Annotated in this window: 22 protein-coding genes; 14 read left to right on the top strand and 8 right to left on the bottom strand. The window is 63.6% G+C overall.

Features of this window, described 5'->3' with window-relative positions:
• On the top strand, positions 1-163 hold a 163-nt coding region (locus Q8Q83_RS04500; protein WP_305621501.1), incomplete at its 5' end, for a 50S ribosomal protein L19.
• A gap of 62 nt (positions 164-225) precedes the next feature.
• On the opposite strand, the gene Q8Q83_RS04495 is transcribed toward Q8Q83_RS04500, so the two are convergent.
• Positions 226-906, bottom strand: coding sequence for a hypothetical protein (locus tag Q8Q83_RS04495; RefSeq protein ID WP_305621497.1), 681 nt, complete (start codon positions 904-906; stop codon positions 226-228).
• Between the two features lie 219 nt (positions 907-1,125).
• On the opposite strand from Q8Q83_RS04495, the gene xerD reads away from it, so the two are divergent.
• From xerD to Q8Q83_RS04470, 5 genes are all read left to right on the top strand, one after another.
• Positions 1,126-2,022, top strand: a complete 897-nt coding sequence (xerD, locus tag Q8Q83_RS04490) for a site-specific tyrosine recombinase XerD (RefSeq protein ID WP_305621495.1) — start codon at positions 1,126-1,128, stop codon at positions 2,020-2,022.
• Positions 2,023-2,115: 93 nt separating this feature from the next.
• A complete protein-coding gene (locus Q8Q83_RS04485) occupies positions 2,116-2,859 on the top strand; it encodes a thioredoxin fold domain-containing protein (RefSeq protein WP_305621493.1) in 744 nt (247 codons plus the stop codon).
• Between the two features lie 113 nt (positions 2,860-2,972).
• Entirely contained in the window at positions 2,973-4,277 is a 1,305-nt protein-coding gene (locus Q8Q83_RS04480; protein ID WP_305621491.1) for a homoserine dehydrogenase, read from the top strand.
• A 97-nt stretch (positions 4,278-4,374) separates the two neighbouring features.
• Positions 4,375-5,796 carry a threonine synthase gene (gene thrC, locus Q8Q83_RS04475; RefSeq protein ID WP_305621489.1) on the top strand — a complete coding sequence of 474 codons (1,422 nt, stop codon included), beginning with the start codon at positions 4,375-4,377 and terminating at the stop codon, positions 5,794-5,796.
• A gap of 163 nt (positions 5,797-5,959) precedes the next feature.
• Positions 5,960-6,241, top strand: a complete 282-nt coding sequence (locus Q8Q83_RS04470; protein ID WP_305621487.1) for a DUF3509 domain-containing protein — start codon at positions 5,960-5,962, stop codon at positions 6,239-6,241.
• Between the two features lie 103 nt (positions 6,242-6,344).
• Here the strand turns inward: Q8Q83_RS04470 and Q8Q83_RS04465 are convergent, their stop codons facing one another.
• A complete protein-coding gene (locus Q8Q83_RS04465; RefSeq protein ID WP_305621485.1) occupies positions 6,345-7,544 on the bottom strand; it encodes a CaiB/BaiF CoA-transferase family protein in 1,200 nt (399 codons plus the stop codon).
• Positions 7,545-7,872: 328 nt separating this feature from the next.
• Between Q8Q83_RS04465 and Q8Q83_RS04460 the strand changes: the two genes are divergently transcribed.
• The 8 genes from Q8Q83_RS04460 (at position 7,873) to recJ (ending at position 20,512) form a co-directional block, all read left to right on the top strand.
• The gene (locus tag Q8Q83_RS04460) at positions 7,873-8,493 is read left to right on the top strand and encodes a YjfI family protein (RefSeq protein WP_305621483.1); all 621 of its coding nucleotides are present in this window, start codon (positions 7,873-7,875) and stop codon (positions 8,491-8,493) included.
• Between the two features lie 13 nt (positions 8,494-8,506).
• The gene (locus tag Q8Q83_RS04455; protein ID WP_305621482.1) at positions 8,507-9,202 is read left to right on the top strand and encodes a PspA/IM30 family protein; all 696 of its coding nucleotides are present in this window, start codon (positions 8,507-8,509) and stop codon (positions 9,200-9,202) included.
• A 65-nt stretch (positions 9,203-9,267) separates the two neighbouring features.
• Entirely contained in the window at positions 9,268-9,912 is a 645-nt protein-coding gene (locus Q8Q83_RS04450; RefSeq protein WP_305621480.1) for an OB-fold-containig protein, read from the top strand.
• A gap of 40 nt (positions 9,913-9,952) precedes the next feature.
• Entirely contained in the window at positions 9,953-12,022 is a 2,070-nt protein-coding gene (locus Q8Q83_RS04445) for a flotillin family protein (RefSeq protein WP_305621478.1), read from the top strand.
• A 138-nt stretch (positions 12,023-12,160) separates the two neighbouring features.
• Positions 12,161-17,434: a DNA repair ATPase gene (locus tag Q8Q83_RS04440; protein ID WP_305621476.1), complete on the top strand. Its 5,274-nt coding sequence runs from the start codon at positions 12,161-12,163 to the stop codon at positions 17,432-17,434.
• 50 nt (positions 17,435-17,484) lie between these two features.
• Positions 17,485-17,988, top strand: coding sequence for a rhomboid family intramembrane serine protease (locus tag Q8Q83_RS04435; RefSeq protein WP_305621499.1), 504 nt, complete (start codon positions 17,485-17,487; stop codon positions 17,986-17,988).
• Between the two features lie 138 nt (positions 17,989-18,126).
• Positions 18,127-18,666, top strand: a complete 540-nt coding sequence (locus tag Q8Q83_RS04430) for a YaeQ family protein (protein ID WP_305621475.1) — start codon at positions 18,127-18,129, stop codon at positions 18,664-18,666.
• A 133-nt stretch (positions 18,667-18,799) separates the two neighbouring features.
• Positions 18,800-20,512 carry a single-stranded-DNA-specific exonuclease RecJ gene (gene recJ / locus Q8Q83_RS04425; protein WP_305621473.1) on the top strand — a complete coding sequence of 571 codons (1,713 nt, stop codon included), beginning with the start codon at positions 18,800-18,802 and terminating at the stop codon, positions 20,510-20,512.
• Between the two features lie 6 nt (positions 20,513-20,518).
• Here recJ and Q8Q83_RS04420 read toward each other — a convergent pair whose 3' ends face one another.
• From Q8Q83_RS04420 to Q8Q83_RS04395, 6 genes are all read right to left on the bottom strand, one after another.
• Positions 20,519-21,202 (bottom strand): transglutaminase-like cysteine peptidase, encoded by a 684-nt coding sequence (locus tag Q8Q83_RS04420; protein WP_305621471.1) that lies wholly within the window; start codon positions 21,200-21,202, stop codon positions 20,519-20,521.
• A 551-nt stretch (positions 21,203-21,753) separates the two neighbouring features.
• Positions 21,754-22,230 carry an ester cyclase gene (locus Q8Q83_RS04415; RefSeq protein WP_305621470.1) on the bottom strand — a complete coding sequence of 159 codons (477 nt, stop codon included), beginning with the start codon at positions 22,228-22,230 and terminating at the stop codon, positions 21,754-21,756.
• Between the two features lie 163 nt (positions 22,231-22,393).
• Complete coding sequence (locus tag Q8Q83_RS04410) at positions 22,394-23,818, bottom strand: gamma-aminobutyraldehyde dehydrogenase (RefSeq protein ID WP_305621468.1); 1,425 nt, start codon at positions 23,816-23,818, stop codon at positions 22,394-22,396.
• Positions 23,819-23,880: 62 nt separating this feature from the next.
• Complete coding sequence (locus Q8Q83_RS04405; RefSeq protein WP_305621466.1) at positions 23,881-24,690, bottom strand: ABC transporter permease; 810 nt, start codon at positions 24,688-24,690, stop codon at positions 23,881-23,883.
• A complete protein-coding gene (locus Q8Q83_RS04400; protein WP_305621464.1) occupies positions 24,680-25,630 on the bottom strand; it encodes an ABC transporter permease in 951 nt (316 codons plus the stop codon). The genes Q8Q83_RS04405 and Q8Q83_RS04400 overlap by 11 nt, the downstream gene beginning before the upstream one ends.
• A 1-nt stretch (position 25,631) precedes the next feature.
• On the bottom strand, positions 25,632-25,880 hold a 249-nt coding region (locus tag Q8Q83_RS04395; protein WP_305621463.1), incomplete at its 5' end, for a TOBE domain-containing protein.

Below are 25,880 nucleotides of genomic sequence, written 5' to 3'. Positions count from 1 at the left end.
TAAAATCTCCAACGGTGTTGGCGTAGAGCGTACTTACCAGACCTACAGCCCGCAAATCGACAGCATGGCCGTTAAACGTCGCGGTGACGTACGTAAAGCCAAGCTGTACTACCTGCGTGACCTGTCCGGTAAAGCAGCACGCATCAAGGAAAAACTGGGCTAAGCCTCAGTTTCCTAATAAAAAAGCAGCCTTCGGGCTGCTTTTTTCGTTTCTGCGTCCGCGGTTTATCTGTGCAGGCTGATTTTTAGCGAGGCCTGCGACAGGTCGAGGTCGTGCAGGCTCAGGCTGCCGAAGCTCTGTCCCGTAGGCGCGCCGGCGACACGGATATTGTCGAAACGCAGTTCGCCGATCGAGCTGGGCAGGCGCACGTTTACCGAGCCGTCGGGGTTGATGATGGAGGTCAGCTTGCTGGTGTCGTACCGCACGTCCGTCATCGAGGTCTCCGCCTCGAGGCTATTGAGCACCGGCATGACCAGCTTGCTCAGCTGGCCGATAGTGCCCAGGCCGTCGCCACTGCCGGCTTGCATAAACAGGCCTTGCAGCACCTCGTCCAGGCCTTGGGCGCTGACCTGGCTCATTTCCAGGTCACTCAGGGGTTGCAGGCCGCGTGGGCTTTCATGCTGGCTGATGGCGCTGCTGGGTTGCAGGCGCTGAATGTCCGCGCTGGCTAGCTGGAAGGGGCTGAGCAGGGCGGCTACCAGGGTGGCGGCAAGCCGTAGGTTGCTTTGTTTGGTCAGGGCCTTGTTCAGCTGACGTTCGCTCAGCAGGCCTTGCTCGACCAGGATCTCCCCCAGTCTCTTCTGGCTGGTCAGTTGCAGCTGAATAGCCGCATCCAGCTGATCGCGGTTGATCAGTTCTTTGTTGATCAGTATCTGACCGAGGCGCGAGTGGTGTGTGCTGGACATTGGCTGGGCCCGTGCTGCTGTGATGGCGTCATGCAATCATGGTCTGCAAATGGCAGTCTGTCACCCCGCCCAAAGGTAGGGTGACGAGTCTCTGTTCTGTCGTTCTAGTTGGCCGCTGTCCGGGTTTTGCCTAGCGCAGCCCCGGGTAGGCGCGTTAATCCTGGCCCCGCCGCGGCGGGCATGGAAAACTAGCGGCGCTTATTGCCAATAGGTCTTGTAATGCCCGCAATCGACCATCCCTTGATTGACCGTTTTCTCGATTCCCTGTGGTTGGAAAAGGGTTTGTCCGTGCATACCCGTTCGGCCTATCGCAGTGACCTGACGCTGTTTAACGGCTGGCTGCAGGCGCGCGATCTGCAGTTGGGCAGCGTGGGGCGTGAGCTGATTCTCGATCACCTGGCCTGGCGCCTGAATGAGGGTTACAAGGCCCGTTCGACGGCGCGTCTGCTCTCAGGGTTGCGCGGTTTTTACCGTTTTCTGTTGCGCGAGGGGCTGATCGTCGGCGATCCGACCCTGCAGGTGGATTTGCCGCAGCTGGGCCGGCCACTGCCGAAATCCCTTTCCGAGGCGGATGTCGAGGCGCTGCTGGCGGCCCCTGAGCTGGATGACCCCATCGGCTTGCGCGATCGCGCCATGCTCGAGGTGCTGTATGCCTGCGGCCTGCGGGTCAGCGAATTGATCGGCCTGACGCTTGAACAGGTCAATCTGCGCCAGGGCGTGCTGCGGGTCTTCGGCAAGGGCAGCAAGGAGCGCCTGGTGCCCTTGGGTGAGGAGGCCATTGCTTGGATCGAGCGCTACAGCAAGGAGGCGCGGTCGTTGTTGTTGGGCGGTAAGCCCAGCGATGTGTTGTTTCCCAGTTTGCGCGGCGAGCAGATGACCCGGCAGACCTTCTGGCACCGGATCAAGCATCAGGCGCGAGTGGCCGGCATCGCCAAGAGTCTGTCGCCGCACACGTTGCGCCACGCCTTTGCCACTCATCTGCTCAACCATGGCGCGGATTTGCGCGTGGTGCAGATGCTCCTGGGGCATAGCGATCTGTCGACCACGCAGATTTATACCCATGTCGCCCGGGCGCGCCTGCAAGAGTTGCACGCGCAGCACCACCCGCGTGGCTAGGAGCGCCGTCCGGCCTGCCATGGTCGGTCTATAGGGGCTTCTATGGTAGGCTGTGTTTATCACTGGTTAGTACGTTATTCGACGGGAGTATCCATGCGGTTAACTCGCATTTTCGCGGCTGTGGCCTTGGGCTTGGTCAGCAGCTTCAGTCTGGCTGCCGATAGCGATGCCGATCAGGCCATTCGCAAGAGCCTGCATGCCGTTCAACCCGACTTGCCGATCGAGGCCATCGCCGAAAGCCCTATGCCAGGCATCTATCAGGTGCAGTTGCAGGGTGGTCGTCAGCTGTATGCCAGTGCCGATGGTCAGTTCCTGATGCAGGGCTACCTGTTCCAGGTCAAAGATGGCCGCGCGATCAACCTGACCGAGCGAGAAGAAAGCCGAGGGGTGGCTAAAGCCATCAACGCAATTCCAGCCAAGGACATGGTGGTGTTTGCCGGCAAACAGCCGAAAACCCATATCACCGTGTTTACCGATACCGATTGTGGCTACTGCCAGAAGCTGCACAGCGAGGTGGCCGAACTCAATCGTTTGGGCATTGAAGTGCGTTATCTGGCCTTCCCGCGTCAGGGGTTGAATAGCCCGGCCTACAAGGAGCTGGTCAGTGTCTGGTGCGCCAAGGATCGTCAGGCCGCGATGAGCTTGGCCAAGTCGCGCCAGCAGGTGCCTGCCGCCGAGTGCGACAACCCGGTGGCCAAGCAGTACGCCCTGGGGCAAATGATTGGCGTGAGCGGTACACCGGCCATCGTCTTGGCCAATGGCAAGATCATTCCGGGCTACCAACCGGCGGCGCAACTGGCGAAAATCGCCCTGGAATCCGCCCAGAAATCTAAGTAGTCCGAGCCTTGCTGCGGATTGACTAATAAACAGCCGCTTCGTATGGTGCGGCTCTTTTTCTACGGCCGGAGCTTGCTCCGGCCGTTTTACGCAGTGCAGATGGGGAGTTCAGTGTGAAACCGGTCAAAGTAGGCATCTGTGGGCTGGGTACCGTCGGTGGCGGTACTTTCAACGTGCTCAAGCGCAACGCCGAGGAAATCGCGCGTCGGGCTGGGCGTGGTATTGAGGTGGCGCAGATTGCTCTGCGCTCGCACAACCCGCAGTGTGACATTACCGGTACCGCTATTACCCATGACCCCTTCGAACTGGTCAGCAACCCGGAAATCGAGATAGTCATCGAGCTGATCGGCGGCTACGGTATCGCCCGCGACCTGGTGCTCAAGGCCATCGAGAACGGCAAGCACGTGGTCACCGCGAACAAGGCGCTGATCGCCGTGCACGGCAATGAGATCTTCGCTAAGGCCCGCGAGAAGGGCGTCATCGTCGCCTTCGAGGCCGCCGTGGCCGGCGGCATTCCGGTGATCAAGGCGATCCGCGAGGGCCTGGCTGGCAACCGTATCAATTGGGTCGCCGGGATCATCAATGGCACCGGCAACTTTATCCTCAGCGAAATGCGCGAGAAGGGCCGTGCCTTCGATGACGTGCTGGCCGAGGCCCAGGCGCTGGGTTATGCCGAGGCCGACCCGACCTTCGACGTCGAAGGCATAGATGCCGCGCACAAGCTGACCATCCTGGCCTCCATCGCCTTCGGTATTCCGCTGCAGTTCGACAAGGCCTACACCGAAGGCATCACCAAACTGACCACTGCCGATGTGAACTACGCCGAAGCCTTGGGCTACCGCATCAAGCACCTGGGCATCGCGCGCAGCACCGCCGCCGGCATCGAGCTGCGCGTGCACCCGACCCTGATCCCAGCCGATCGCCTGATCGCCAACGTCAACGGGGTGATGAACGCGGTGATGGTCAACGGTGATGCGGCGGGCAGCACGCTGTTCTACGGTGCGGGTGCCGGTATGGAGCCGACCGCCTCCTCGGTGGTGGCCGACTTGGTCGATGTGGTGCGTGCCCTGACCACCGACCCGACCAACCGCGTGCCACACCTGGCCTTCCAGCCGGATTCGCTGTCCGATCACCCGATTCTGCCGATCGAAGCCTGTGAGAGCGCCTATTACCTGCGTATCCAGGCCAAGGACCATCCGGGCGTGCTGGCCCAGGTGGCGAGCATCCTCTCGGCGCGCGGCATCAATATCGAGTCGGTCATGCAGAAGGAAGTCGAAGAGCACGACGGCCTGGTGCCGATGATCCTGGTGACCCATAGGGTGGTCGAGGCGCGGATTAACGAGGCGATCAGTGCCCTTGAGGCCCTCGCTGATGTCGTCGGCAACGTAGTCCGTATCCGCGTCGAACAGTTGAATTAACCGGAGCTGCAAGCTGCAAGCCGCAAGCTGCAAGTAGGGCTGTCCGACTTGTAGCTTGGCGCTTGGGGTTTTGGGCTCAAACCGAAGGTTTGCACAAATGCGCTATATCAGTACCCGCGGCCAGGCACCGGCCCTGAATTTCGAAGACGTGCTGCTGGCTGGCCTGGCCAGTGATGGCGGCCTCTATGTGCCGGAAAATCTGCCGCATTTCACCCAGGAAGAGATCGCCTCCTGGGCCGGCCTGCCATACCACGAGCTGGCGTTCCGGGTGATGCGTCCGTTCGTCACCGGCAGCATCAGCGATGCCGACTTCAAGAAGATTCTCGAAGAAACCTATTCTTCAGGCGGGGGCGTGTTCGCCCATAATGCCGTGGCTCCGCTGCGTCAGCTGAACGGCAATGAGTGGGTGCTGGAGCTGTTCCACGGCCCGACCCTGGCGTTCAAGGACTTCGCCCTGCAGCTGCTCGGCCGCCTGCTCGATCACGTGCTGGCCAAGCGCAACGAGCGCGTGGTGATTATGGGCGCCACTTCTGGGGATACGGGGTCGGCGGCCATCGAAGGCTGCAAGGCCTGCGACAACGTCGATATCTTTATCATGCACCCGCACAACCGCGTGTCCGAGGTGCAGCGTCGGCAGATGACCACCATCCTCGGTGAGAACATCCACAACATCGCCATCGAAGGCAACTTCGACGATTGCCAGGAAATGGTCAAGGCCAGCTTCGCCGATCAGGGTTTCCTCAAGGGCACCCGCCTGGTGGCGGTCAACTCGATCAACTGGGCGCGGATCATGGCCCAGATCGTCTACTACTTCCATGCGGCCCTGCAGCTCGGCGGTCCGGCCCGTTCTATCGCGTTCTCGGTGCCGACCGGCAACTTCGGCGATATCTTCGCCGGCTACCTGGCACGCAATATGGGCCTGCCGATCAGCCAGCTGATAGTCGCGACCAACCGCAACGACATCCTGCACCGCTTTATGAGCGGCAATCAGTACGTCAAGGACGCGCTGCACCCGACCCTGTCGCCGTCCATGGACATCATGGTCTCGTCCAACTTCGAGCGTCTGCTGTTCGACCTGCACGGTCGCAATGGCGCGGCCGTCGCCGGCCTGATGGAAACCTTCAAGCAGGGCGGCGGTTTCAGCGTCGAGGACGACCGCTGGACCGAGGCGCGCAAGCTGTTCGACTCCCTGGCCGTGGATGACCAGGCCACTTGCGAGACCATCGCCGAGGTATACGAGGAGTGCGGCGAGCTGCTCGATCCGCATACCGCCATCGGCGTGCGTGCGGCGCGTGAGTGCCGTCGTAGCCTGACCACCCCTATGGTGATTCTGGGCACCGCGCACCCGGTCAAATTCCCCGAGGCGGTGGAAAAAGCCGGTGTCGGTCAGGCTCCAGCACTGCCGCCGCACCTGGCCGATCTGTTCCTGCGAGAGGAGCGCTGCACTGTGCTGGCGAACGACCTCAAGCAGGTGCAGGCCTTTGTCAGTCAGCACGGCAATCGCGGCAAGCCGCTGTAAGACGGTTCTCGATCCAGCCAGAAGCCCGCCATTTGGCGGGCTTTTTGCTGTGGATTTTTATTGAAGGTCATAAAGTCGACATGGGTAGCTAGCCATAGTGGGATTCCAGGGTGAATTCGCGCAGTCGATAAGCCTTCCTTTAACCCTCAACACGGTGATAGACATGGATAACAGCACGGAACAACTGCTGGTCGAGGCGTTGGCACCTTACCGCGTGACGTTGGAAGCGGCTCGTCCGGATGGCGGGCGGGTATTGAGGCTGGAGGACGAGGCGGGGGGCGTGTTTATCCGGCGTTTGGTGCGGCAGATGGAACTGGATGACCGGCTGCTGCTGACGGATGTGGTGGATGGTATCCGTCGGGACTTGCTGGTGCGCGAAGGGCGGGTCGTGTCGATATTGGCGACGCGGTTGAATGCCGAGCTCAAGCATTTCGCGGCTGTGTAGTGGATTTTGGCGTTGCGCTGTCCTGGGGTCTGAACCGCGTCGTTGCCTGAGAAGCCTGGCTCAATGCACCAGTGTGGGGCCAGGCTGGGGTGTTTGCGCCCTTTTAAAGGGCGCCTTGGCTGCGCAGCGCCTCTATCTGTTCCTGGCTGTAGCCCAGCGCTTGTAGCACCACCTGGTTGTGTTCGCCAAGCTCGGGGCCGACCCAGTCGACGCCGCCCGGGGTGTCGCTCAGCTTGGGCACTATGCCGGGCATCTTGAAGGCCTTGCCGTCCGGTAGCTTGGCCGAGAGCAGCATTTCGCGGGCGAGAAACTGCGGGTCATGGAACATGTCTTCGGCGCTGAAGATGCGGCTGGCCGGCACTTCGGCCTGATTCAGCGTGCTCAGCACCTGCTCCAGCGGCAGCGAGCCGACCCAGCGGTCGATCACCCCGTAGATCTCATCGCGGCGCGCATCGCGGCCATCGTTGCTGGCCAGCGTCGCGTCGTCGGCCAGGTCCTGGCGCTCGATGGCCTGCATAAAGCGCTTGAAGATGGCATCGCCGTTGGCGCCGATCTGCACATGCTTGCCGTCCGTGCTGGTGTGGATGGAGGAGGGGGTGATGCCGGGCATGATATTGCCGCTGCGTTCGCGGATAAAACCGAACACATCGAACTCCGGCACCATGCTCTCCATCATGGCGAAGATCGCCTCGTACAGCGCCACGTCCACCACCTGGCCGCTGCCGCCATTCACTTCGCGATGCCGCAGCGCCATCAAGGCGCCTATCACGCCCCACAGCGCGGCAATCGAGTCGCCGATGGAGATGCCGGTGCGCACCGGCGGCCGGTCCTCGAAGCCGGTGATATAGCGCAGCCCGCCCATGGACTCGCCCACCGCGCCGAAGCCCGGTTGATCCTTCATCGGCCCGCTCTGGCCGAAGCCGGACAGGCGCACCATCACCAGCTTGGGGTTGAGTGCGTGCAGCACCTCCCAGCCCAGGCCGAGTTTCTCCAGCACGCCGGGGCGGAAGTTCTCGATCAGGATATCGGCCTCGCTCAGCAGCTTTTTCAGCACCTCGCGGCCGGCCTCATGCTTGAGGTTGAGGGTGATCGACTGCTTGTTGCGCGCCTGCACGAACCACCACAGGGAGGTGCCTTCATACAGCTTGCGCCACTTGCGCAGCGGGTCGCCGCCATCCGGCGACTCGACCTTGATCACCTCGGCACCGAACTCGGCGCAGATGCGCGCGGCAAAAGGCCCGGCGATCAGGGTGCCGAGTTCTATCACTTTCAGGCCGGCGAGGGGTTTGTTGGGCGAAGGCATGGGTTCTCCTGGGGCGGGTTAGCGCGGCTAAGCCTATTGCATTGCGCGGTGGGCTGCTATTGGTTGCGGTGATTGCAGCAACTGCGATGGGGTTGGCGCTTTTGCGGGTGCGGGGTTGGTTGTGGCTGAGGTTAAATTTCAGCCTGCGCAAGGATGCGTTTGCTCTACAAGCCTGGATGTTTGGCCTGTTTTGTCCTTTTCTTAGAATCCGTTCTGCGTGCTTCCCCTGGCGGAGGCGGTTTACGCCTCTTTGTTCGACTGACTGACGGTCAAAAAATATTACATGTAATGGATTGTTTGATTACATGTGTAGGTCTAGTCTGCACTTATGGAAAACAAATCATCAGCCCACTACCAGCGTCTTTATCGCCAGCGTCTGCGTGAGCAGGGGTTGGTGAAGAAAGAGGTTTGGGTGCTGCCGGAGCACGCCCCGTTGCTGATGGCATTCGAGCGCAAGCTGCGCCAGCCTCAGCCGATGCTGGCTTCTATGGAGAAGGAGGAAGGTATGAGCATGTCGCAGATTTGGACTGCGCCGGCGCTGCATGACGCGCTGTCGGCGGCTGAGCTATTCAAGGGAGGGCTGGCCAGCATCGAGCTGATCCAAGGGGCTGAGGCCAGTTTGCATGTGACCATGCACGAGTATGGTGATTTGCCGTTGTTCATCGCCGTATTCGGCGAACAGATAGTAGTCGAGGCACTGCTTTGGCCGGCGGCGGATGTCAAGAATGCGGCGGCTTTCAATAATGAAGTGCTGCGCACCCACAAGTTGTTCCCGCTGTCGTCGATCGGCCTGGAAACCATGCCCGACGGCCAGTCCTGTTACACCATGTTTGGTGCCCTGAGTTCGGCCTCGACCCTGTCCGATGTGGTGTTCGAGATCGAGTTGCTGGCGGACAACGTGATCAAGGCCACCGAAGCCTACGAAGGCTTCCTCAAGGCCAGTGCCTGAAAGGAGAAATGCGATGAACGTCTGGAGCAAATTGCTGACGGCGCTGCGTGGCGGCGCCAACGAAGTGGGTGAGGCGGTGGTCGACGGTCAGGCCCTGCGCATCCTCGACCAGGAAATTCGCGATGCCGACCTGGAGCTGCGCAAGTCCAAGGAAGCTCTGGCCGAGATCATGGCCAAGCAGAAACTGGCCGCCGAGCGCGCCGAAAAAAGCACGGCCAAGGTCGCCGAATACGAACAGTACGCGCTGAAGGCCCTGGAGGCGGGCAACGAGGGCCTGGCCAGGGAAGTGGCTGGCAAGATCGCCAACCTCGAAGCCGAGCTGACCAGCGATCGCGAGCAGGCCGATGGCTATGCCGCCAGCGTGGCGCAACTGCGCAAGGCGGTCGGCCAGGCCGAGGCCAATATCAAGCGCATGAAGCAGCAGGTGGATACGGTCAAGGCCACCGAGAGCGTGCAGAAAGCGCAAATGGCCGTGGCCCAGCGCTACGGGGGTTCCCAGGCCAAGCTGCAGACCGCGGTCGAGTCGTTGGAACGGATCAAGCAGAAGCAGGCCGAGCGCGCGGCGAAGATGCAAGCCACGGCCGAACTGGCTGAGGCCGCCAGCCTGGACGATTCGCTGGAGGCCAAGCTGCGCGCCGCCGGCATAGTTCCCGACAACGGCAGCGCGGACAGCGTCTTGGCGCGGCTGAAAGATAAAGCCAAGTCCTGACTCATAGGTAACCCCGCGCCGGAGCCGCAAGACTCCGGCGTGTCGACTACAGGGATAGGAAAGTCATGGAAATCTTCCTGCAGACCGCATTGTCGTTCCCCACGGCACTGTTCAGCTTCCTGCTGTGTGTGGCCATCCTCTACTGGTGCGTCGCCGCGCTGGGCATCTTCGAGGTCGACCTGCTGGATATCGAGGCCGATTCCGCGCTGGACAACCAGGCGCTGCAACCTGAAGGTTTCGCCGGGCTGTTGCTCAAACTGGGCTTGAACGGCGTACCGCTGACCCTGGTGTTGACCCTGCTGTTTTTCTTCGCCTGGGTCCTCAGCTACTTCGTCGAACTGCTGCTCCTGCGCTACCTGCCGCTGGGTTTTCTGCGCTACCCGCTGGGGCTGGTCGTGGCATTAGCTGCGCTGCTGCTGGCGGTGCCGGTCAGTTCGGCGCTGTGCAAGCCGCTGCGCCCGCTGTTTCGCAAGCTGGAGGCCACCAGCAGCACCTCGGTGCTCGGCCAGACCGCGGTGGTGCGCAGCGGGCGGGTCACCCTGAGCCACGGCGAGGCGCTGCTGGAAAATGGTGGCGCCGGTCTGATCCTGCGCGTGCGTGCCGATGAGGCGCGCGGTTTCAAACGTGGCGACCGTGTCGTGTTGCTGGAGTACCTGGAGGCCGAACATGCCTACCGGGTCATTACCGAGGACGAGTTCAAGGGCATTTAAACCCTGACTCACCCAATAGAATCAAAGGAGATTGATTGCCATGAACCTCGAGCTGCTGATGCCCTTCCTGACCGGAGTCGGCCTGTTCTTCCTGCTGATATTCGGCTTTTTCGTGCTGTTCAAGGCCTTCTATATCAAGGTCCCCCAGGGTACGGCGCTGATAGTCAACGACATGTCCGCCACGCCCAAGGTGCACTTCACCGGCGCCCTGGTCTATCCGGTGATCTACCTCAAGGAGTTTATGCGCATCTCCCTGATCACCCTGGAGGTGGATCGCCGCGCCAAGGACGGCCTGATCTGCAAGGACAATATGCGCGCCGACATCACCGTGGCCTTCTACCTGCGCGTCAACGAGACCCAGCAGGACGTGCTCAAGGTGGCCAAGGCCATAGGCGTGGATCGCGCCTCCGACCGCGGCGCGGTGAACGAGCTGTTCAACGCCAAGTTCTCCGAGGCGCTGAAGACCGTCGGCAAGCAGTTCGACTTCGTCCAGCTGTTCGAGAACCGTCAGGAGTTTCGCGACCGCATAGTCGAGGTGATAGGCAACGACCTCAACGGCTATGTGCTGGAAGACGTGGCCATCGACTACCTGGAGCAGACCGCCAAGAGTTCCCTCGATCCGAGCAATATTCTCGACGCCGAGGGTATTCGCAAGATCACCCAGCTGACCGCCGCGCAGAACGTCATCACCAATGACCTGGAGCGCAACGAAGAGCTGGCGATCAAGAAGAAGAACGTCGAAACCCGCGAGGCGACCCTGGCGCTGGAACGCCAGGAAGCCGATGCGGTGGCGCGGCAGAAACGCGAGATCGAAACCATCCGCGCCCGCGAGGAGGCCGAGACCCTCAAGGTCAAGGAAGAGGAACGCCTGAAGGCCGAGCAGGCGCGTATCCAGACCCAACAGGAGCTGGATATCCGCGCCGAGAACCACCAGCGCGAAGTCGAAGTGGCGCAGCAGAACCGTCAGCGTGCGGTGGTCATCGAGGTGGAGAAGGTCACCCGCGCCAAGGACCTGGAAATCGTTTCCCGCGAGCGCGAAGTCGAACTGCAGCGCATCGAGAAGGAAAAGGCCCTGGAAGTAGAGCGCAAGAATATCGCCGGGGTGATCCGCGAGCGCGTGGCTGTGGAGAAGACCGTGGCCCAGGAAGAGGAACGCATCAAGGAAGTGCGTCAAGTCTCCGAAGCCGATCGGGCCAAGCAGGTCATGGTGCTCAACGCCCAGGCCGAAGCCGAGCAGGAACTGGTGCGCCAGGTCAAGCAGGCAGAAGCCGACGAGACCCGTTCCCAGCACAAGGCGGTGGAAATCAACAACCTCGCCCAGGCCGAACTGGAAGCCGCGGCCAAGCAGGCCGAAGCCAAGAAGAAAATGGCCGAAGGCATCGAGGCCGAGCGCGCCGCACCGGGGCTGGCCGATGCGCGGGTGCGCGAAGTCACAGCCGCGGCCAAGGAGAAGGAGGGTCTGGCCGATGCCCGTGTGCAGGCCGAACAACTGATCGCCGAAGCCAAGGGCGAGCAGGAGAAGGGCCTGGCCCAGGCGCGGGTCACCGAGGCCCAGGCGGCGGCCAAGGAGAAAGACGGCCTGGCCGACGCCCGTGTGCTGGAGGAGAAACTCGGCGCCCAGGCGCGCGGCGAAGAGCTGCTCGGCGCGGCCAAGGCCAAGGCGACCAAGGACCTGGGTTCGGCCGAGGCGGAGATTCTGCTGGAACGCTTGAACGCCGAGGCCGAGGGCCTGGGCAAGAAGTTCGGCGCCCTCGACTCGCTCAGCGACAGCGCGCGTCAGCACGAAGAGTTCCGCATGCAGCTGGAGAAGAGCTTCGAGGAGGCCATGGCGGGCATCGCGGCCAACCAGGAAATCGCCAAGGACCAGGCCGCAGTGCTGTCGGCGGCGTTGTCCAAGGCGAAGATCGAGATAGTCGGCGGCGAGGGCGACTTCTTCAATTCCTTCGCCAAGTCGCTGTCGGTGGGCAAGGCCATCGAAGGCGTGGTCGGCAAGAGCCCGGTGGTGCAGGACGTGCTGGCTCGCCTGCTCAATGGCAAGGCGCCGGCGGCGGTGAGCATGCCGGTCCCTGAGCGCAAGGGCGACGGTCAGGACCCCGTCGCCGGGCTCTGAACCACGCCGCAGGAGCGCGCGCTGCGCGCGGATAGCGCCCCAGGGCGAATCGCGCGCAGGCTCCTCCTCCGGGCGCCGTCCCCCCGTTATTGCCGCGCACCTTATTTCTGAAGACGCCGCAGATCCAGGAAGACCACGATGTCGGACGCTCAAGCCGCACCCCAAACACAGGACGTATTGGACCAGGCCGTCGCCGCAGGCGGTGCCTACGAGGTGCTGCACAAGCGCCTGCAGGAGCAGGGCCAGCGCCTGCGCCAGATTGCCGAGGCGCTCAACGCTCAGCGCCTGCAGGAGTTCGGCAGCAGCCAGATGGAAGTGGTCGGGCGGGTGCGCATCCGCACCGAGAACAACTGCACCGCCCGCGATATAGTCCGGGTCGGCGACTGCCTGCTGTTCGGCTACAACGTCTTCCTCGGCCTGAAGAAGGAAACCCGCGTCGAGGACGTGTTTTCCCTCTATCGCCTGAGTCAGCAGGGCGAGGGTTACGAAGCCGATAGCGTGGCGCTGGAGGGCAGCTTTCTGGCCCAGGCCAGCTTCGCGGGCGACTTCAACGAGCTGTACAGCTACTACAAGAACACCCGCCTGCTGCAGCTGCTGGTTCGGGACGGCAAGCTGCTGGCCAGCTTCCAGATCGGCGAGCGGGTCACTGATATCCGCGTGTTCCGCTGGTCGGTGTCGGTCGACGGCCAGGACATCCGCTATATCGACAACCGCGGCGAGCGCGACATTGCGCTGCCGGCGCCCTTCGATTTCGAATGGCAGAAGACTTCCCGCGAGATGGTGGTTAACGGCCGCCATCCGCACCTGAACATCCTCGACACCATCTTCGTCGAGACCATCGGCGGCGACCTCACGGTCAAGGTCGAGAACAACACCGAGGACGGCCTGGGCATCTACCGCGAGGCGGTGCTGGACCAGACCCAGTCCCTGGACGACGCGCAGATCGAGTTCGCCCGTCTGGGCAGCCTGATCCTGCTGAAAGTATTGCCCTATCGCGAAGAGCAGTGGCGCTATCTGGTATTCAACAGCCTGACGCGCAAGGTCGAGCGCATCGACGCCATCGGCCTGGCCTGCGTGCAGCTGCCGGAAGACCACGGCATCATCTTTCCCGGTGGCTATTACCTGCAGAGCGGCGAGTCCAAGGCCTTCGAGCAGTCGATGGACGGCATGCGCTTCAAGCGCGCGGTGCGCTCGCCCAATGGTGAGGATGTGCAGTACATCTTCTACCACCCGGAGCAGGGCCGGGCGGTGCTGCTCACCTACAACCTGATCAAGCGTCAGCTGCAGAACCCGCTGTTCGGCCACGGCTACGCGCGCCTGGAAGACGGGCGCATGGTGATCTTCGCCGCCGAAGGCGAGGACCCGACGCGCATCCACCCGATGCAGATCTGGCAGACGCCATTCGTCAGCGAGGAGTTCGCCGCCCGCCAGCCGGCGCGCAGCGGCTTCTTCGGCCGTATCGGCAATGCCGAGCTGGTGCGCGGCGTGTCCGACCTGCTCAACCTCAGCCGCGAGATCGAGACTCCGGAAGTCTCGGAGCCGCGCTACACCCAGCTGTGTCAGAACACCCGCCGGCTGTTCGACCTCTACCACTGGCTGGACGATGCCCAGTGCCAGGGCCTGGCGCCGTTGCTGCGCGAGGTGGCCGCCACCTCCGAGTTGGTGCTCGACGAGTTCGAGAAGGTCGAAAGCATTCGCCAGCAGTCGGCGCGCGCCATGAGCGAGGCCGAGACCCGACAGAAAAGCCTGCTCGGCGGCCTGTTGCTGGACAGCTGGGATGAGGTGCAGCAGTTCGTCGATGCGCTCAACGGCATCACCGCCCAGCGCGGCCAGCTGCTGACCATCCGCGACTACCGCTATATCGACGTGGCGCGTATCGACGCCATGGAAACCGAGCTGCTCGCCGCCCAGCAGCGCACGGCGCTGGCCACCTCGGCCTTCCTCGCCAGCGAGAAGGCGCTGCAGCCCTATGTGACGCAGCTCAAGCTGCTCGATGAGCAGGCGCAGCAGGCCGCGACCGTCAGCCAGCTGAACGAGCCGCTGCAGGCCCTGCAGGCCATGGCCGGCAACCTGGACATGCTGTCCAGCCTGATGGCCTCGCTGCAGATCGACGACGCCACCCAGCGCACGCGCATAGTCGAATCGATCTCGGAAATCTATGCCCGCCTCAACCAGGCCAAGGCCCGCGCCGAACAACGGCGCAAGGGCCTGGGTTCGGCGGAGACGGTGGCGCAGTTCGGCGCCCAGTTCAAACTCTTCAGCCAGGGCATCACCAACGCCCTGGCGCAGGCCCAGGACCCGGAGCGCTGCGACGAACAGCTTGGTCGTTTGTTGGTGCAGCTGGAAGAGCTGGAAAGCCAGTTCGGCGAGCAGGAACAGTTCCTCGGCGACATCATGGGCAAGCGCGAGGAGCTGCTGGAAACCTTCGAGGGCCACAAGCAGGCGCTGCTCGATGAGCGTCAGCGCAAGGCCCAGGGCCTGCAGGACGCCGCCCGGCGCATTCTCGACAGCCTGACGCGGCGCACCGCCAAGTTCACCCAGGCCGATGAGCTGAATGCCTTCTTCGCCGCCGACCCGCTGATTCTCAAGCTGCGCGAACTGGCCGAGCGCCTGCGTGAGCTGAAGGACAGCGTCAAGGCCGAGGATCTCGAGGCGCGCCTCAAGGGCGCCCGGGACCAGGCGGTGCGTGCCCTGCGCGACAAGAGCGAGCTGTTCGAAGAGGGCGGCAACCTCATCAAGCTCGGCCCGCGCCACCGCTTCAGCGTCAACACCCAGGAGCTGGACCTGACCCTGATGCCGCGCGGCGACGCGCTGCACCTGCACCTGACCGGCACCGACTTCCTGGAGCCGCTGCGCGACGCCGAACTGGAGGGCCTGCGCGACTACTGGCAGGTGGCGCTGGAGTCCGAGTCGGAGCGGCTGTACCGCGCCGAATACCTGGCCGGGCAGGTGCTGGCCGCCGCCGATGAGGGCCGCGAAGGTCTGAGTATCGAGCGCCTCAAGCAGTTGTTGGCGCAGCCGGAAGAACTGACCAAGCTGATCCGCGATTTCGCCGCACCGCGCTACAAGGAAGGCTACGCCAAGGGCATCCATGATCACGACGCGGCGGCCATCCTGTTGCACCTGCTGCCGCTGCGCGCCAGCGCCGGTCTGCTCTGCCACGGCGCCTTGCCGCGCGGCTTCGCCTGCCTGTTCTGGGATCGCCAGCGCAGCCAGGCGCAGGCCGTGCAGTGGCCCGAGCGGGCGCGCACCAGCCGGCATATCCAGCAACTGTTCGGCCGCCGCGAAGGCCTGCAGCAGCTGCAGGATGAAATCGCCACGGCCATGCAGGCGTTCCTCGCCGAGCAGCCGCTGGGCCTGACGCCGGCGGTGCTGGCGGAAGCCGCCGAGTACCTGCTGCAGGAACTGGCGGCCGAGCGTATCGAGTTCTGCTTCAGCAAGTACGCCAGGCAATTGCTCGACGGCCTCAAGCAACGCCTGCAGGCGGCGCGCATGTGGGACGACTACCAGCAGGCGCTGGCGCGCCTGCGCGAACGCCCGGCGGCGCAATGGGCGCTGGCCGAGAACTGGTTGCGCGGCCTGTGTGCCGAGGGCGAGTTCGCCGCCCTGACCGACTACGTGGCCGAGGCCGTGGCGCTGACGATGCTGAGCGAGGATTTGCCCAGGCGCATCAGCGAAGTCGACCTGCGTTTCACGGTCGGCGAGCTGCTGGGCGAGCACCCGCGCATCCAGGAACGCCAGTTGGTACTGGCGCTGGACGATTTCTTCGCCCGCCTGCGCCAGCACCGCGAGCAGTTCCTGCCGGGCCTTACGCGCTACCAGGCGCTGCGCCAGGAGGTGGTCAACCGCGAACGCGAGGCCCTGCGCCTGGCCGAGTTCAAGCCGCGGCCGCTGAGCTCGTTTGTGCGTAACAAGCTGATCAACGATGTGTACCTCGGGGTGATAGGCGACAACCTGGCCAAGCAGATGGGCACCGCCGGGGAGAACAAGCGCACCGACCTGATGGGCCTGCTGATGCTCATCTCGCCGCCCGGCTACGGCAAGACCACTCTGATGGAGTACGTGGCCCATCGCCTGGGCCTGATCTTTATGAAGATCAACGGCCCGGCCCTTGGCCACCAGGTGCGCTCCGTCGACCCGGCCCAGGCGCCGGACGCCACCTCGCGCCAGGAGCTGGAGAAACTCAACCTGGCCCTGGAGATGGGCAATAACCTGATGCTGTACGTCGACGACATTCAGCACACTCACCCGGAATTTCTGCAGAAGTTCATCTCGCTGTGCGACGGCACTCGGCGCATCGAGGGCGTGTGGAAGGGCAAGACCAAGACCTACGACCTGCGCGGCAAGAAGTTCTGCGTGGTGATGGCCGGCAACCCCTATACCGAGTCCGGCGAGCTGTTCAAGATCCCCGACATGCTGGCCAACCGCGCCGACATCTATAACCTCGGCGACACCCTGGGCGGCATGCAAGAGGCCTTCGCGCTGTCCTATATCGAGAACGGTCTGACCTCCAACCCGGTGCTGGCGCCGTTGGCCACCCGCGACATGGCCGATGTCTACCGCTTCGTCGCCAAGGCCGAGGGCAAGCCGTTCTCCAGCAACGAGCTGAGCCATAGCTACAGCGGCGCCGAGATCAACGAAATAGTCACCACATTGCAGCGCCTGATGCAGGTGCGCGACCTGGTGGGCCGGGTCAACCAGCAGTACATCGCCAGCGCGGCGCAGGCCGACCAGTACCGCACGGAACCGCCGTTCAAGCTGCAGGGCAGCTACCGCAACATGAACAAGATGGCGGAGAAGATCTCCGCTGTGATGAACGAGGCCGAGCTGCTGCAGCTGATCGCCGACCACTACCAGGGCGAGTCGCAGCTGCTGACCACCGGCGCCGAGGAAAACCTGCTCAAGCTCGCCGAACTGCGCGGCAATATGACCCCCGCGCAGGAGCAGCGCTGGGCGCAGATCAAGCGCGACTTCCTGCGCAACAAGGCCATGGGCGGCAGCGACACGGATGTCGGCGGCCGGGTGGTGGTGCAGCTCAATGACCTGGTCGAGGGTATCCGTGGCGTGTCGGCCAGCCTGCAGCGCGAACCGACCAAGCAGCAGGAGATTCCCTGGAACGAACTGCTCGCCGGTCTGGAGCAGCTGGGCAAGCTGCGCCCGCAGGTGGAGGTTGCCGTGCAGGCGGTGCCGCAGCCCGGTGTGCAGACCTTGCTGGAAAGTCTGGCCAGCACCCTGCAGAACAGCTTCCTGCCGCTGCTGAACGCGATGGACAAGAAGATCGATATCGACCTGCGCACCCACAACCGCATGGGCGAGATGAGCAATCGCCTGCGCGAGCTGGGTCAGTTGCTCGGCCAACCGCCCCAGCCCGGTGATAAACAGCCCGGCGATACGCAGCCGGGCGAGGCGTGAAAGCCTGGCTAGTGCCGCGCCTGCAGCTGCTGCTCGGCATTGCCGGGCTGATGCTGGCGTTGCAGCTGGTCAATAGCCTGAGTGGCGATGCGCTGAATGCCTGGGGCGTGCTGCCGCGCTATCCCGCCAGCCTGCCCGGTATCCTCGTCGCGCCCTGGCTGCATGCCGGTTGGCTGCACCTGCTGAGCAACCTGCCGGGGCTGCTGGTGCTGGGTTGGCTGGTGAGCCTGGGCTCGTTGCGGCGCTTTATCGGCGCCAGCGCCTTTATCATCATCGGCAGCGGCCTGCTGGTTTGGCTGCTCGCCCGTCCGGGCATGCACCTGGGCGCCAGCGGCTGGTTGTTCGGCCTGTGGGGCCTGCTGCTGGCCCAGGCCTGGTTCCGCCGCAGCCTGGGCAACCTGCTGGTCGCCATGCTGGTGCTGCTCTACTACGGCGGCTGGTGGTTCGGCCTGCTGCCACACCAGGGCATCTCATTCGAATACCATCTGTTCGGCGCGCTGTGCGGGGTGCTCTACGCGGCCCTCAGCCAGCGCCAACCAGCGCAGGAGCATTAGACATGGCTTGCGCCGGACTGGATCGGCAGTCATGTGACAGCCAGTGGATACGTTACGCCCGCTGAGCGTTCGGGTTCGTGGCACGGCGACCTTTCGGGTAGACTTGCCGGCTAATTCGACCAGTCAAGAAGCCCGTCCATGGCCCTGCCTTCCACCACCTATAAAATCGAGCTGAACCTCACCGACATGGACCGCAGCGTCTATGAAAACCTGCGATTCACCGTGGCCAAGCACCCCTCGGAAACCGAGGAACGCCTGGCCGCGCGGCTGATCGCCTATGCCTTGTTCTATCACGAGCACTTGGCCTTCGGTCGCGGCCTGTCGGATGTGGACGAGCCGGCGCTGTGGGAGAAGAGCTTGGACGACCGCGTGCTGCACTGGATCGAAGTCGGCCAGCCGGACAGCGACCGCATCACCTGGTGCTCGCGGCGTACCGAGAAGTTCAGCCTGGTGGCCTACGGCAACCTGCGCGTGTGGCAGACCAAGGTGCTCGACCCGGTGCGCAGCCTGAAAAATATCAATGTGGTCGCCCTCGGCCAGGAAGCCCTGGCCAGCCTGGCGCTGGATATGCCGCGCTCGCTCAGCTGGAGCGTGATGATCAGCGACGGCGAGCTGTTCGTCACCGACGAGCGCGGCCAGCATGAAGTGCCTATCGAGTGGCTGGCCGGCCAGCGCTGATTTTCAGTGCCTGTATAGCGAGTAGCCCGGATGAAATCCGGGGAAATTCCGCATCAGCGTTCCCGGATTTCATCCGGGCTACGTCTCTTTGCATTCGACGGGTTGCACCCGCCCTAACAAGACCAGAATAACCATGCGTATCGAAGCCCGCCCGCTACCCGCCATCCTGCCCGATCTGGGCAATCTGCCGCCGCTGTTGACCCGTCTGTATGCCGCCCGCGGCGTGAAGTCGGCTGCCGAGCTGGATAAGGGCCTGGCGCGGCTGCTTCCCTATCAACAGCTGAAGGGCATGGAGGCGGCGGTCGAGTTGCTGGTGCAGGGCCTGCAGCAAGGCCAGCGCATGCTGATAGTCGGCGACTTCGATGCCGATGGCGCCACCGCCAGCACGGTCGGCGTGCTGGGCCTGCGCATGCTCGGCGCGGCCCATGTCGATTACCTGGTGCCGAATCGTTTCGAATACGGCTATGGCCTGACCCCGGAAATAGTCGCGGTGGCGCTTGAGCGGCAGCCGCAGCTGCTGATCACGGTGGATAACGGCATCTCCAGCGTCGAAGGGGTGGCCGCGGCCAAGGCGGCCGGCTTGACCGTGCTGGTGACCGATCACCATTTGCCAGGAGCCGAATTGCCGGCGGCGGATGCCATAGTCAATCCCAACCAGCCGGGCTGCGAGTTCCCCAGCAAGGCCTTGGCCGGGGTCGGGGTGATGTTCTATGTGCTGCTGGCCCTGCGCGCCCGGCTGCGCGAGCTGGGCTGGTTTACGGCGCAGCGTGCGGAGCCGAACCTTGGCGAGCTGCTCGACTTGGTGGCCCTGGGCAGCGTGGCCGACGTGGTGCCGCTGGACGCCAATAACCGCATCCTGGTCCATCAGGGCCTGGCGCGCATCCGTGCCGGGCGGGCGCGGCCGGGGTTGCGCGCGATTCTCGAAGTGGCTGGGCGCGACCACCGGCGCATCAGCTCCACCGACCTGGGCTTTATCCTCGGCCCGCGCCTGAATGCGGCCGGGCGCCTGGATGACATGGCCTTAGGTATCGAATGCTTGCTCTGCGACGACGAAGCCCTGGCCCGCGATATGGCGGTGCAGCTGGATCAGCTCAACCAGGACCGCAAGGCCATAGAGCAGGGCATGCAGCGCGAGGCCCTGGCTCAGCTCAAGGATCTGCCCCTGGCGGATATGCCGTTCGGCCTGTGCCTGTTCGAGGCGGACTGGCACCAGGGGGTGATCGGCATCCTCGCCTCGCGTCTGAAGGAGCGTTACCACCGTCCGGCCATCGCCTTTGCCGATGCCGGCGATGGCGTACTGAAAGGCTCGGCGCGTTCGGTGCCGGGCCTGCATATCCGCGATGCCCTGGATGCGGTGGCGGCCAGGCATCCGCAGCTGATCAGCAAGTTCGGCGGGCATGCCATGGCGGCGGGGCTGTCCTTGCCCGCCGCCCATTTCGGCGCCTTTGCCGCGGCCTTCGATGCCGAGGTGCGGCGTCAGCTCTGCGAGGATGACCTGACCGGACGCCTGCTCTCCGATGGTTGCCTGGCGCCGGAGGAGTTTCATCTGCCGCTGGCCAAGGAACTGCGCAATGCCGGGCCCTGGGGCCAGCATTTTCCCGAGCCGTTGTTCCATGGCGTGTTTCAGCTGGTGCAGCAGCGCATAGTCGGCGAGCGCCATCTCAAGGTGGTGCTGAAAAGCGAGTGCGGCAGCGTACAACTCGATGGCATCGCCTTCGGTGTGGACCGTGAGGTGTGGCCGAACCCGACGGTGCGCTGGGTGGAGTTGGCCTACAAGCTGGACGTCAACGAGTACCGGGGGCAAGAAACCGTACAGCTACTGATCGCCCACATCATGCCGCGCTAAGCCTGCTCAGCCGCGAGATGGCATTACGGCCGAGCCATCGGCCAGGGCCCGCTCGCTCAGTTCGCTCCAGCGGGCGAGGAACTGCGGCGGTTGGCTCACGCGCTGCGGGGCCTTGGCCAGGAACACCCCGAGGTCGTTGAAGGAATACACCGGCACCAGGTCGCGGCGCTCGCTGGCCGAGCGGATGCGCGGGTCGAGGTTGTCGAGGATCAGCGGCTGTGCGCTGGCGCTCGAATAGTAGGCCAGCACCATATGCGCCTGGTTGCTGGTCATGGCCTTGACGTAGGTCAGGCGCAGTTTCTCACTGGCTACGCCCATGCGTACCAGGCTGAAGTATTTGGCGATGGCGAAGTCTTCGCAGTCGCCTATGCCGCGGCTGATGGCCTGCGCCGGCGTGGCCCAGAAATCCTCTTCGCCCCAGATATCACGGTCGACACCGAACGCCACGCTGCGATTGATAAAGCTGTTCACTTCTTCCAGTTTGGCCGGCTCGCCCAGGCTGCTGCCGTGCTCAAGCAGGCTGTTCCAGCTGGTCAGCTTGGCGTCGGCGCTGACGGCGCCCAGGGCGGTGGGCGCCTGTGAGGTTTGGGCGCTGCTCAGGCCGGCAAACAGATAGAGAAAGGCCGCCAACGCCAGGCGTAAGGCGCGCGCAGAGGGGAGGATTCGGCGGGAGGGTGACACGTACGGCATGGTCAGAAGACATTCCATTGGGCTACTACGGCATCCATAGACAGCCACTGATTCTTATAGTTCTGGTGCCATCCTAGCGACGTCAAATACTGAGCGCATAGGGGTGAGTTGTGATGCTAGCCACTATTTGAACAATCCGTTGGTTGGTGGCCGACGAACTGCAGGGTCTGCGACGCGGCGCACACTTTGCTGGCGTCATTTGGTTGGCATAAAAAACCGGCCGAAGCCGGTTTTGTGGGGAGGCGGTACTTACCAACCGAGTTGCTTGTTGAAGCCCAGCTTTTGTAGGGTGGGTGGCGCCGAGCAGGGTTTGAGCAGTCACTGCGGTATTGGTGCGCCACGTAACCCACCAAGCTGTAATAGGCCTGCCCCATCTGGTGGGTTACGGCGCCAATGCCTGCGCGGCAGCAGATAGCCCTGGTCATGCGCCTAACCCACCCTACGAACTCCCGCTCCCTAGGCATCGTCTGGCTGGCTCAAACGTTTCAACACATAACTGGGACATAGCCATAAAAAAACCGGCCGAAGCCGGTTTTGTGGGGCAGAGGTAGTTACCAGCCGAGTTGCTTGTTGAAGCCCAGGGCATCGTAGTAGTCGCCCTGGTAGCTGATCTTGCCGTCCTTGATGCGAATAAAACTGACCCCTTCGAACTTCACCGGCTTGCCGGTGGCCGGGGTTTCCGCGCTCCAGGCGCCGCTGTTGGTACCGCTGAACACCCACTGGAAGGCGATGCCGTCGGCGCTGACGATGGGCGCACCGGTCATTTCCCATTTCAGGTCGGGAATAGCGCCGACGAACACCTTGATTACATTGTCGCGAGCGGCGGCGCGGCCTTTTTGCGGGGTGCCGACGGTCACGTCTAGGTACTCGGCGTCTTCGGCGAGAAACTCCCCGGCCTTGTCGGCGTCATGGGCGTTCCAGGCGGCCATATAGCCCTCGACTATGGCCTTGGCGTCGTCCGCCGCCTGGGCCAGGCCGGCGAGGGCGCCGAGGGTGATAAAGACGATGCTGCGCAGTGCATTTTTCATTGTTATTGCTCCAGCTCTGTTGTTAGAAATCCTTAGGGCGATCTGAGCGTCGCGAGCGAAGAGCGGGCTAGGCGAAAACCAGCGAGAACGCGGAGCGTACTGCAGTACGTGAGCAGTTCGAGCTGGTTTTCAACAACGCCCGGGCAAGTGCGCGGCGTTCAGATCAGTGCTTGAACATCACGTGGCGAATGGCGGTGTAGTCCTCCAGCCCATAGATCGACATGTCCTTGCCGTAGCCGGAGAGCTTCTGCCCGCCGTGGGGCATTTCGCTGACCAACATAAAGTGCGTGTTGACCCAGGTGCAGCCGTACTGCAGGCGCGCGGCGAAGCGGTGGGCGCGGCCGACATCGCGGGTCCAGACCGAGGAGGCCAGGCCGTAGTCGGAGTCGTTGGCCCAGGCCAGGGCCTGGGCTTCATCCTCGAAGGGGGTGACCGAGACCACCGGGCCGAACACTTCGCGTTGGACTATCTCGTCGTCCTGGCGTGCGCCGGCCAGCACGGTCGGTTGGAAGAAGAAGCCGGGACCGGCGACGGCCTTGCCGCCGGTCACCACCTCGATATGCTTCTGCGCGCTGGCGCGGTCGACGAAACCGCTGGCACGGTCGCGGTGCTGGGCGGTGATCAGCGGGCCGAGCTCGGTGCTCGGGTCGTTCTGCAGGCCGTACTTGATGCTGCCGACGGCTGCGCCCAGCTCGGCGACGAACTTCTCGTAGATGCCTTTCTGCGCATAGATGCGGCAGGCCGCGGTGCAGTCCTGGCCGGCGTTGTAGAAGCCGAAGGTGCGAATGCCCTCCACGGCGGCGGCGATGTCGGCGTCGTTGAAGATGACCACCGGCGCCTTGCCGCCCAGTTCCATATGCATGCGCTTTACCGTGGCGGCGGTGCTGGTGATGATATTGGAGCCGGTGGCCACCGAACCGGTCAGCGACACCATGCGCACTTTCGGGTGGGTCACCAGCGGGCTGCCGACGCTCGGGCCACGGCCGAAGACGATATTGACCACCCCGGCGGGGAAGATCTCGGCAATAAATTCGGCCAGCTTCAACGCGGTCAAGGGCGTCTGCTCGGACGGTTTGAGCACCACTGTATTGCCCGCGGCCAGGGCCGGCGCGAGTTTCCAGGCGGCCATCATCAGCGGGTAGTTCCACGGCGCGATGGAGGCCACCACACCAATAGCATCGCGGCGGATCATCGAGGTGTGCCCCGGCAGGTATTCGCCGGCGGCGCTGCCGTTCATGCAGCGGCTGGCGCCGGCGAAGAAGCGGAATACGTCGGCGATGGCCGGGATCTCGTCGTTCAGCGCACAGGCGTAGGGCTTGCCGCAGTTGTCCGATTCCAGCTTGGCCAGCTCTTCGGCGTGCGCCTCGATCTTGTCGGCCAGGCGCAGCAGCAGCAGGGCGCGGTCTTTCGGCGCGGTCTGCGACCAGCCGGCGAAGGCCGCGTCGGCGGCGCGCACGGCGGCATCCACCTGCTCGCTGCTGGCCTCGTTGATATGCAGTAGCGGCGCGCCGAGGGCGGGGTTGAGTACCGCCTGGCTGGGGCCGGCGCCGTCGACCAGTTGGCCATTGATCAGCAGTTTGCTTTGCATAGCGAAATCCTCTGGGGCTTTCTATGAATAGGGCTTTCTACGAATAGGGGGCGACGCCGGCTCTATTTGCCGCCGCTGCCGGCGACGCTCTCGCTGCCCTTGGTCAGGTAATAGGCGCCGAGAATCGGCAGCATGGTCACCAGCATCACCAGCATGGCCACCACGTTGGTCACCGGCACATCGCGCGGGCGGCTCAACTGGTTGAGCAGCCACAGCGGCAATGTGCGCTCGTGGCCGGCGGTAAAGGTGGTGACGATGATCTCGTCGAACGACAGGGCGAACGCCAGCATGCCGCCCGCCAGCAAGGCCGAGCTGAGGTTCGGCAGGATGATGTAGCGGAAGGTCTGCCAGCCGTCGGCGCCCAAATCCATCGAGGCCTCGATCAGGCTGTAGGAGGTACGGCGGAAGCGCGCGATCACGTTGTTGTAGACGATCACCACGCAGAAGGTGGCGTGGCCGATGATGATGGTCAGCATCCCCGGCTCTATGCCCAGGGTCTTGAACGCCGAGAGCAGGGCGATGCCGGTGACTATGCCGGGCAGGGCGATCGGCAGGATCAGCATCAGCGAGATGCTTTCCTTGCCGAAGAAGTCGCGGCGGTACAACGCAGCGGCGGCCAGGGTGCCGAGGACCATGGCGATCAGGGTGGCGACGCAGGCGATCTGCAGCGACAGCTTGATCGACTCCAGCACATCTTCGCGGGCGAAGGCCACGCTGAACCAGTGCAGGGTGAAGCCCTGGGGCGGAAAGCTGAAGCCGGCGCTCTCGGTGTTGAAGGCGTAAACGAAGATGATCAGGATCGGGAAGTGCAGGAACAGCAACCCGGCCCAGGCGGCCAGTTTCAGGCCCATTGAGGCTTTGTCAGAGTGCATCGAAGGCCCCCAGGCGTTTGACTATGGCGAGGTAGATGGCGATCAGCACGATCGGCACCAGGGTGAAGGCGGCGGCCATCGGCATATTGCCGATCGCGCCCTGCTGCACGTAGACCATGCTGCCGATAAAGAAGCCGGGCGGGCCCACCAGTTGCGGCACGATAAAGTCGCCCAGGGTCAGGCTGAAGGTGAAGATCGAACCGGCGGCTATGCCCGGAATCGACAGCGGCAGAATCACCTGCACGAAGGTCTGCCAGGGCTTTGCTCCGAGGTCGGCGGAGGCTTGCAGCAGGGACGGCGGCAGGCGTTCCAGGGCGGCCTGGATCGGCAGGATCATAAAGGGCAGCCAGATATAGACGAACACCAGGAAACGCCCCAGGTGCGAGGTCGACAGGGTGCTGCCGCCGACCCCGGGAATGCCCAGGATAAACTGCAACACGGGCGCCAGGCCCAGCTGGTCGACGAACCACTGCGCCACGCCGCCCTTGGCCAGCAACAGGGTCCAGGCGTAGGCCTTGACTATATAGCTGGCCCACATGGGCATCATCACCGCGATATAGAAGAACGCCTTGGTCTTGCCCGTGGTGAAGCGCGCCATGTAGTAGGCGATGGGGAAGGCCAGCATGGCGCTGGCCAGCGACACGGCGACCGCCATGCTCAGGGTGCGCAGGATGATGTCGTAGTTGGCCGGGTTGAACAGGGCCTTGAGATTGGCCAGGGTCAACTCCGGCGTCACCGTCATGCTGAAATCGTCGAAGGTGTACAGGCCTTGCCAGAGCAGGGTCAGCAGCGAGCCGAAGTAGATAGCGCCGAACCACAGCAGCGGCGGTAGCAGCAGCATGGCCAGGTACAGGTTGGGCTTGCGGTACAGCAGGTTGGCCAGGCGGTGCAGCGGGCCGGCGGTGGGCCGCGGCAGCTGGGCGTTTAGCGACAGTTGCATGTCAGAGGCCCTCGCGCAGCGCGTTGTCGTGCAGGGCGATCATGGCTTCGCGAGCCCAGCGGGCGGTGACGCGCTGGCCCGGCTGGTGCGCCAGCGCGCTGTCCTGCCACTGGATGTTGGCCTGGCTGACGCTGAGGTTCTGGCCGTTTTCCAGCTGGATCTCGTAGCGGGTGCTGGCGCCCTGGTACTGGATATCGTGCAACAGGCCGCTGATTTCCACCTCGCCGCTGGCCGCCTGGCTCGAGCCGTC

This window comes from Pseudomonas sp., from assembly GCF_030696055.1.
Taxonomy (GTDB): Bacteria; Pseudomonadota; Gammaproteobacteria; order Pseudomonadales; family Pseudomonadaceae; genus Aquipseudomonas.
This window is presented reverse-complemented; position numbering and strand designations above follow the sequence as displayed.